At 63.8% G+C, this 8,596-nt stretch carries 8 protein-coding genes; 3 read left to right on the top strand and 5 right to left on the bottom strand.

Annotation, left to right across the window (positions count from 1 at the left end; all coding sequences use genetic code 11):
* The 3 genes from M6D32_RS12460 to chpT all read right to left on the bottom strand — a co-directional run.
* Window positions 1–254 (bottom strand): chemotaxis protein CheW (locus M6D32_RS12460; RefSeq protein WP_298256489.1); only part of this gene is annotated, 254 nt, incomplete at its 3' end.
* Window positions 255–264: 10 nt separating this feature from the next.
* The gene (locus tag M6D32_RS12465) at window positions 265–3,021 is read right to left on the bottom strand and encodes a hybrid sensor histidine kinase/response regulator (protein ID WP_298256491.1); all 2,757 of its coding nucleotides are present in this window, start codon (window positions 3,019–3,021) and stop codon (window positions 265–267) included.
* A gap of 258 nt (window positions 3,022–3,279) precedes the next feature.
* Window positions 3,280–3,921 carry a histidine phosphotransferase ChpT gene (gene chpT, locus M6D32_RS12470; RefSeq protein WP_298256493.1) on the bottom strand — a complete coding sequence of 214 codons (642 nt, stop codon included), beginning with the start codon at window positions 3,919–3,921 and terminating at the stop codon, window positions 3,280–3,282.
* A 205-nt stretch (window positions 3,922–4,126) separates the two neighbouring features.
* On the opposite strand from chpT, the gene cysQ reads away from it, so the two are divergent.
* Window positions 4,127–4,963 carry a 3'(2'),5'-bisphosphate nucleotidase CysQ gene (gene cysQ, locus M6D32_RS12475; RefSeq protein ID WP_298256495.1) on the top strand — a complete coding sequence of 279 codons (837 nt, stop codon included), beginning with the start codon at window positions 4,127–4,129 and terminating at the stop codon, window positions 4,961–4,963.
* A 240-nt stretch (window positions 4,964–5,203) separates the two neighbouring features.
* Here cysQ and M6D32_RS12480 read toward each other — a convergent pair whose 3' ends face one another.
* Window positions 5,204–5,740 carry a YHS domain-containing (seleno)protein gene (locus M6D32_RS12480; RefSeq protein ID WP_298256497.1) on the bottom strand — a complete coding sequence of 179 codons (537 nt, stop codon included), beginning with the start codon at window positions 5,738–5,740 and terminating at the stop codon, window positions 5,204–5,206.
* A gap of 108 nt (window positions 5,741–5,848) precedes the next feature.
* Between M6D32_RS12480 and M6D32_RS12485 the strand changes: the two genes are divergently transcribed.
* Both M6D32_RS12485 and M6D32_RS12490 read left to right on the top strand, forming a co-directional pair.
* Window positions 5,849–6,475: a DUF1134 domain-containing protein gene (locus M6D32_RS12485; RefSeq protein WP_298256499.1), complete on the top strand. Its 627-nt coding sequence runs from the start codon at window positions 5,849–5,851 to the stop codon at window positions 6,473–6,475.
* A 326-nt stretch (window positions 6,476–6,801) separates the two neighbouring features.
* Window positions 6,802–8,073, top strand: coding sequence for a hypothetical protein (locus M6D32_RS12490; RefSeq protein ID WP_298256501.1), 1,272 nt, complete (start codon window positions 6,802–6,804; stop codon window positions 8,071–8,073).
* Between the two features lie 314 nt (window positions 8,074–8,387).
* Here the strand turns inward: M6D32_RS12490 and M6D32_RS12495 are convergent.
* Window positions 8,388–8,596 (bottom strand): hypothetical protein (locus M6D32_RS12495; protein ID WP_298256503.1); only part of this gene is annotated, 209 nt, incomplete at its 5' end.

Here is an 8,596-nt window from a genome sequence, read left to right on the forward strand (position 1 = left end):
ACCGCCATTGGCGGCTTGCCGTCGTCGTTTTTCGGCAAGCCGAGACGAGCCCGCATATCGATCACAGTGACGATGCGGCCACGCAGGTTGAGAACGCCGGCGATTTCCCGCGAGGCCAGCGGAACGCGGGTCACGCGTTCCGGCATGAAGACGTCTTGCACTCTTGAGATCGGCAGGCCGAACAACTGGCCGCCGATCATGGCGGTAACGTATTCGGCAACGGCGCCTTCGGCGGTTTCGGTTTTGCTGCTCATGCTCTGATCCTTATGCCGCCTGCCGGTTCATCTCGGCGGTCTGTTCCTTGAGCGCCGCGATCAGTCCCGGACGGTCAAACTTCGCGACGTAGTCGTAGAAGCCCGCCTGGCGTCCGCGCTCGATCGCTGCCGGCGACACCAGCGACGACAGCGCTATGATCGGCATCGAAGCGAGGTGCGCGTCCGAGCGGATGGTTTCGGCGAATTCGAAACCGTTCATCTCGGGCATCTCGATATCGGTCAGCACCACGTCGAAGGTGTGGCCCGAACGGAGCGCCGCGAGGCCTTCCTGCGCACTCGGCGCGACGCGGACCTTGTAGCCCGCGGCCTTCAGTACCGGCGCCAGCATGTTGCGGAAGAACGCGGAGTCGTCGACCAGGAGCACCGACTGCGCGGACATCGACGGGCGCATTTCCTTGCGCGAGAACCAGTCGGCGAACGCCATCGGCAGGAAATGGCCGACGTCGATCACTTCGGTGGCCTGTCCCTTGATCACGGCAGAGCCGAGAATGCCGTCGCTCGATCCAGCCACCTCGATGTTGAGGCGCTCTTCGACGATGTCGATGATCTCGTCGACCACGAGACCCATCGAACGGCCGTCGTCGGCAAATACCAGGATCGGCTGCGAGCCGGAGGTGCGGATGTTCACGCCGCTCATCTGCACGAGCGGCATCAACTGCTCGCGGTATTGCACCATCGAGCGGCCGTTGGAGAGCTCGATCTTTTCGGCGGCGATTTCTTCCAGACGCGTGACAAGACCAAGCGGCACCGCCTTGGGCTGATCGGAGCCCGCACGGAACACGAGCAGCGACGTCATCTGCTCGGCGCCGGCCGCACGCTGCGCGGCATTTTCGTCGGCGATCTCGTGGTTGGCATGGCCGGAGGCGCCCAACGCCTTGGCGATCCCGTTCGGGTCGATGATCATGATCACGGCGCCATCGCCCAGGATTGTGTTGCCGGAGAACATGTCGATGTGACGCAGCTTGGTCGACATCGGCTTGACCACGATTTCCTCGGTGTGGAACACACCGTCGACCACGATGCCGAAGGTCTGGCTGCCGACCTGCGTCACGACGATGAAGCCGTTTTCCGGATCGGCGGAAGAGCCGTCGTCGATCTTGAGCAGCTTCTTCAGATGCATCAGCGGCAACAGCTTGTTGCGCAGACGAAGCACCGCGGTGTCCTTGATCCGCTCGATGCGGTGTTCGGAGTTGGCGCGCGCGCGGACCAGTTCGACCACCGAGAGCTGCGGGATGGCAAAGCGGTCGCCGCCGGCTTCGACGATCAGTGCCGAGACGATCGCGAGCGTCAGCGGGATCTTGATGGTGACCGACGAGCCTTCGCCGGCCACCGACTTGATGTCGATGGTGCCGCCGATCTGGTCGATATTGGTGCGCACCACGTCCATGCCGACGCCGCGGCCCGACACGCTGGTGACGGCTGCCGCCGTCGAGAAGCCCGGCGCGAAGATGAACTTGTGGATCTGCGCTTCCGTCATCTTCTCCAGTTCAGCCTCGGTGACGAGGTTGTTCTGGAGCGCCTTGGCCTTGATTCGCTCGGTATTGAGACCGCGGCCGTTGTCGGCGATGCAGATGATGATGTGGCCGCCTTCGTGATAGGCGGAAAGGCGGATCGTGCCGGTCTCCGGCTTGCCGGCGGCGGCGCGGTCGGCCGGCGTCTCAAGTCCGTGATCGGCCGAATTGCGGACCATATGGGTCAGCGGATCCTTGATCAGGTCGAGGACCTGGCGGTCGAGTTCAGTGTCGGCGCCGTGCATCTCGAGCTCGATCTGCTTGTGCAATTCGCCCGAGAGGTCGCGGACGATGCGCGGCAGCTTCTGCCAGGCATTGCCGATCGGCTGCATCCGCGTCTTCATGACGCCTTCCTGCAGCTCGGCCGTGACATTCGACAGCCGCTGCAAGGGCACCTTGAATTCGGTGTCCTCGTTGCGCCGGGAGATTTCCAGCAGCTGGTTACGTGTCAGCACGAGTTCGGACACCATGGTCATCAGGTGTTCGAGCGTGTCGACATTGACGCGGATCGACTGGTTGGCGACGCGGTCGGCTTCGCTGGCGTCCGCTTCGACCACGGTCTTGGCTTTCTTGGCCGCCGACTTCGACGCTTTCTCGGGCGCGGCAGGCGGTCCCGCTTCGGCCTTGGCAGGCGGCGGGGCGCTGACTTCGGCTTTCGGCGGCGCGACTTTTGCCGCAGGCTTCGCAACCTCGGTCTCCGTCTCGCGGAAAGCGCGCTCGAGATCGTCGAGCGAAACTTCGCCGGGGCGCAGCTCACGCTCCAGTATCTGGAAAGTCAGCGAGCCTGAGGTGCTCGGCTTCTCCGGAGCCGGCGCCGGCGCGGATGCAACTGCCACGGGAGCAGCTTCCATCGCGGCCATGCCGCGTTCGACCATGTCGTGAAGCTGGACGATCAGGTCCTGATCGTTGCCCTCGGGCTCGGCTTCGGTCGCTTCCAGCCCGCCAAGGATTTCCTTGATGCGGTCGATACTGCTCAGGATCAGCGTCACCGCTTCCGCAGTGACCGGCATGCCATCCCGGAATTTCCCCATCAGGGTTTCGCCGGCATGGGCGAGCGCTTCCAGCCGCGGCAGGCCGAGGAAACCGCAAGTTCCCTTGATGGTGTGAACAAGACGAAAGATGTTATCTAAAATCTTGGCGTTGTTCGGCTCCTGCTCAAACTTCACCAGCTGATTGTCTACGGTATCCAGGCTTTCGCTGGTCTCCGTCAGAAACTCTCTCAAAAGATCATCCATGAAATCCGGCCTTCACCCCTAGGCGTGCGATCAACGCACTTTCCGAGAGTGGCCAGCTTCTCTGCAAACCGTTTAAGTTTGGTTGAGCAAATGGAAAAGAACGGGCTCAACAAATAGATAAGCTGCCCCCGCAAGATACCGGGGTCGCCCGTTTACCTTTTGCTAACGGTCTCGCCCGCGGAAAACGGCGGCTCACCAGGCCGGCTGCCGCCCGCCCAAGCACGCTGAAATCACTCGACTTTCAGCCGCACGCGGCGTTCAGGCGGCCTTCACCACCATGGCCTCGCCTTCCGCGGCAAGGCGGACGGCCAATCCGCAGGCCTGCGCCAAAAGGCGCGTATAATAAGGCTGCACCGAATGGGCGTCGGTCGCCGCGAGGTCCGGGGAACTCAAGACATCGGCAATATTCTGCGGCAGGCGCGCGTTCAGCCCGTTCGCCGTGACGCGAAAGCTCATCGTCTCGCCCTCGCCGAGCGGATCGACCGTGAGCACGCCGCCGCGCGGAATGGTCTGCTGGGCGATCACCAGCATGTTGAGCAGGAGCTTGACCCGGTTCTTCGGCAGCAAGAGACGCGGCAGGTTCCAGGTGATCGTGGTCTTGCCATCCTCGATATGGCCGCGCGCCATCGCCTGCGCGTCACCGAGATCGATCTGGGCGCCGGCCGATCCGGCCGCGCCAAACGCGAGACGGCAGAACTGCAGGCGGGCGGAAGCGGTCTTCGCGCTCTTGCGGATCAGATCGAGGGCGAATTCCTTGTCTTCGGGCTTCGGATTGTCGTCGAGGACTTCGAGCCCGTTGACGATCGCGCCTACCGGGCTGATGAGATCGTGGCATACCCGCGAGCACAGCAGCGCCGCGAGTTCGAGGCTATCGGGGGCGGGACCGGGGGCACCAGACATTGAGCGTTCCTGAGAATCGGGCTGAGAATCGATGTCAGCGGTTGCCAAACGAATCATGAAAGACTGGCAGGCTTGATACACTGCGAAGCTGCGCACTGCCAGCACGCACCGGACCGGACCGCGATCCTCCGCTCTTTCCTTGCAATCGGTGCAGGGCGCGGTTACCCGATGCATTGATCTGTTACGCAGGAGTTTTGGGCTTTTGATGGGCGAGCCAACCAACCGGGGGGTTTCACCGTCCCCGATCGATCACGGCGCCGTGGCACAGCTGATGGCGCCGCTGACCGAGCTCGTTGCTCACGCCGGATCGGCGATCCTTGCCGTCGACCGGACGCGGATGCGCGTCGACGGCAAGACCGACGGCTCCCCGGTGACGGAAGCGGATCTGGCCGCCGACCGCATCATTGCCGATGGTCTTGCCCGCCTCGCGCCGGAGATTCCGACGCTGTCCGAGGAGCGGATTGCCTCAGCGCCCGCAGGCTGCCCGCCCGTCTTCTTCCTGATCGACCCGCTCGACGGCACCAAGGAGTTCGTGGCCGGCCGCGATGAGTTCACGGTCAATATTGCGCTGGTGAGGAATGGCACGCCGCTGCTCGGCATTGTCGGCGCACCCGCGCTCGGCCTGATCTGGCGCGGCCTGGTCGGCCAGGGCGCCGAGAGGCTTTCGACCAGGGGACGGCTTGGCGCCGCTGAGCCGATCCGCACCCGTTCGTTCCCCCGCGCCGGCCAGCCTTGGGTCGCGGCGGTGAGCCGTTCGCACGGCGATGCCGCGACCAATGCCTTTATCGAGAAGAGACCCGGCGCGGTCAGGCAGACGCTGGGATCAGCCGTCAAATTCGCCAGGGTCGCGGAAGGCGCAGTCGATATCTATCCGCGGCTTGGGCCCACCAGCGAATGGGATGTCGCCGCGGGACATGCGCTGGTCACGGCCGCCGGCGGAAAGGTGACGGACCCGACCGGCGGCGACGTGCGATTCGGCGAGGGACGGTCCGATTTCATCATCCCGGCCTTTATTGCCTGGGGCGATCCGGGGGCGGCCTGAGTTTCCTTCTTATCCCTCCCCCGCGAAGCGCGGGGAGGGTGGCCGGCGCGAAGCGACGGTCGGGTGGGGGTAAAGCCGTCATCGACAATCGCATTGATCGTACTTTCTTGAAAACCCCCACCCCGGCTCGCTTTCGCTCGCCGACCTCGAGAGCGAGCTATGCTCGCCTCGGACCCCGCAAGGGGGAGGGATAAGAAAGCGACCGTCGCAATCATAAGCGACTGCTATAGAGAGAAGGAATTACTGCGCCAGCTGTTCCTCGAGCGAGGGCCAGCGCGCCGTCGCTTCCTTCGCGTAAGGAGCCGGATTGGCGGCGAACGCGTCGCGGGTTTCCTCGCGGCCGAACAGATAAAGGCGATCGCCGGCGACGAGCCAGAACATCGGGCTTCCACCCACCGTCACCCCGCGCGCCAGATCGACCGGGTCGTAGCCGCCGAACTGCGGGCCATAGACGTCGGGATGCGCGACAAAGGAAGCGCGATTGCCCTCGTTGGTGAATCGCCAGACCGCACCGCCCTGCGCGGCCTCAAAATCCGGAGAGCCCATCTCGGGACGGTGGTCGACGAAATAAGCCAGGGGATCGAACCCCTCGATGGCCAGTCCGCTGTAACGGTTGGTGACCACGCGCTCGGTCGTCGCCGCAAGGGCCGACCCGGAACCTGCCGGCTCCGCCGCCGGCCACAAGGCCGCCACAAGGGCGAGCGCGATCAGGGCGATTTGGGGCCGGAAATGCGGTCTGGCCGCGATCCGGTTTGCTTCCTGCCGTTCTGGCGTCATAGTTGAACCTGATAACATCCGAGTCGGGATACCGGTTCAGCCTTAGTTCATGGTGGTCAGCATCAGGTTAAGGACATCAGCCGGATTCGGTACCCAGGGGAACTTTTAATGACCTTCGCACTTCGCTTTGTCGCGATGACCCTCACTGCGCTGATGTGCTGGGCCGTGCCGGTTTCCGCGCAGCAGGCCGCGCCGCCGCCGGACGCGCCGCCGCCGCAACAGCTGCCACCACCACAGCGCCAGCCCGGCCCGAACAATTACGGGCCCGAGGAACTGGTCGGCGCCGGTCACAAGTTTTTCGGCAACGTTTCGCGGGGCCTCGCCTCGGTGATCGAGCGTGCGGTCAGCCAATGGGGCCTGCCGAACGGCTACATCCTCGGCGAGGAAGGATCGGGCGCGTTTGTCGCGGGCCTGCGCTACGGCGAAGGCACGCTCTATACCAAGAACGCCGGCGACCTGAAGGTTTACTGGCAGGGCCCCTCGGTCGGATTCGACTGGGGCGGCGACGGCGCACGCGCCATGACGCTGGTCTATAACCTGCCGGCCACCGCCGCGATCTATCAGCGCTTCGCCGGCATCGATGGTTCGGCCTACATCATCGGCGGCTTCGGCATGACGGCTTTGACCGCCAACAACATCGTGCTGGTGCCGATTCGCTCGGGCATCGGCTTAAGGTTGGGAGCCAGTATCGGCTATCTCAAGTATACGCCGCGCGCGACCTGGAATCCGTTCTGAGTTCACCGCCTGAATCGGGGCGGGTTTCAAAATCGGAACACCTAGTGGAGTGGATTTGACATTCGCTACCCACCTAGCCGCAAATTCGGAAAGCGAATGTCAATCCTAAACTCCACTAGAAACATATATTTGCTAGTGGTCCTTTGATTCTAACATTCGCAAAAGTGCCTCGCTGCGAAGGGATGCGAATGTTAGAATCGGACCATTAGTGTCCCGATTCCGAAGTTCGCAGCATTTTTCGCCGCCGTTTCGAACTTCGCGATGCTTGGTGCTGGCTTTCACCCCGTGCGCCGTGGCATTGTTAATTAACGCTGAGTGGAGGTCTTATGGTCGAGTCGGCCATGTATCTGGCGATCGGCTTTCTGGTCGCGATGCTGCTCGGTCTGACCATCCTGCCGCTGGTGCATAACCGCGCGGTGCGGCTGACCACGCGGCGGCTCGAAGCGGCAACCCCGCTGTCGATGGCGGAGATCCAGGCCGACAAGGACCAGTTGCGCGCGGAATTCGCGATGTCGGCGCGCCGGCTCGAGATGAACGTCGACCAGCTCAAGCACAAGACCACGAGTCAGCTCGCCGAACTCGGCAAGAAGACCGACGCGATCAACCGCATGAAGCTCGAGCTCGGCGAGAAGAACGCGACGATCTTTGCGCTGGAAGCGCGCGAGAAGGCGGTGAAGGAACAGCTTCGCGCCACCGAAGAGGAATTCGCCGCCAGGACCGAGACACTGCGCCAGGCCGAGAAGGCGCTGACCGACAAGCAGGGCGAACTCGGCAGGATCAATTCCGAATTGAACGACCGCACCGTCATGGCCGAGACCCGCAAGGTCGAGCTCGTCGCCGTTAACACCCAGATCGATGCGCTCAGGAGCCGTGTCGGCGACGCCGAGAAGGAATACGCCGCGACACAGACGCGGCTGGAGCAGGAGCGCAATACGTCGGAGAGCGTGAGCCGCGAGCTTTCCGAGGCGCGCGGCCGGGTCGAGAATCTCAGCCAGCGCGTCAACGATCTCGATCGCCAGCTGATCGTCCAGGTCAAGGAAGCCGAATTGCTCGGCAACCGCGTCAACGATCTGGAGGGACGGCTCGCCCAGCAAGGCAAGCTGCTCGCCGAGCGCGAATATGAGGTCAACCAGCTGCGCCAGACCAGGGATGCCTCCGACCGCACCATCAAGGAATTGAGCGACGAGATCGCGCTGACCAATTCCGGCGCGTGGCCGGCGCTCGACAAGCTGAAGGCGGAGAAGGCCGCGGCCGAGGAACAGCTTCGCGTCGCGCGCGACGAGCGCGCCAAACTGCAACGCGACATCAACGCGATCCAGCAGCAGGCGGAGAGCTCCTGGCAGACCGAGCGCATGGAGAACGCGCTGTTGCGCGAGCGCATCAACGACATCGCTGCCGAGGTGGCAAAGCTCGCGATCCAGCTCGAGGGACCGAACTCGCCGATCGAGGCCTTGCTCGCCGCCGAGCCTGCCAGGCCCGCCAATGGCACAGTGAACGGCACGGCATCCCACGGCACGGCGGGCGAAGGCGGCGGCACGCTTGCCGAACGCATCCGCGCGCTGCAGGCCCACGCTTCCCGCGCCCGCCAGGGGGCGTGACTCTCGCATCCTCAAGGCGTCTGTCATTCCGGGGCACGCAGCGCGGCCCGCTCTTCCGTCATTCCGGGATGCGCCGGAGGCGCAGACCCGGAATCCATTTCTCCCAGCAATCGTACGGCAAAATGGGTTCCGGGCTCGATGCTGCGCATCGCCCCGGAACGACAGCTTCCAGACACACCTAAACATCCCGCGGCGCGATCGCACCCGGGTTGTTGCCGGTGACACCGCCCCCTGAACATCAGAGGGGACAGGGAATGCCGGGCGCGGCCTGCGCCCCCATAGACTTGCGTGAAAGAAAAACACGCAAGCGTTTGCTACAGGTTCGCCGGATACGTTCCGGCATTCCCTGCGCGAGTGGTTTTACGGCTTACTTCGTGGTCTCCCTGGTGATCGGGCTTTCTTGCCACCATCCCCGCGCAATGCGAAGCATTGTCGCGAGTTGATACCAGCGTCGAGATATCAGGACGCCACGACTTCGCCGTCCGCGACGATGCGCATTCGTCTGTTGCGCCGCCGCGTCCAC

It is taken from the genome of Bradyrhizobium sp. (genome assembly GCF_027307225.1).
Taxonomy (GTDB): Bacteria; Pseudomonadota; Alphaproteobacteria; order Rhizobiales; family Xanthobacteraceae; genus Bradyrhizobium.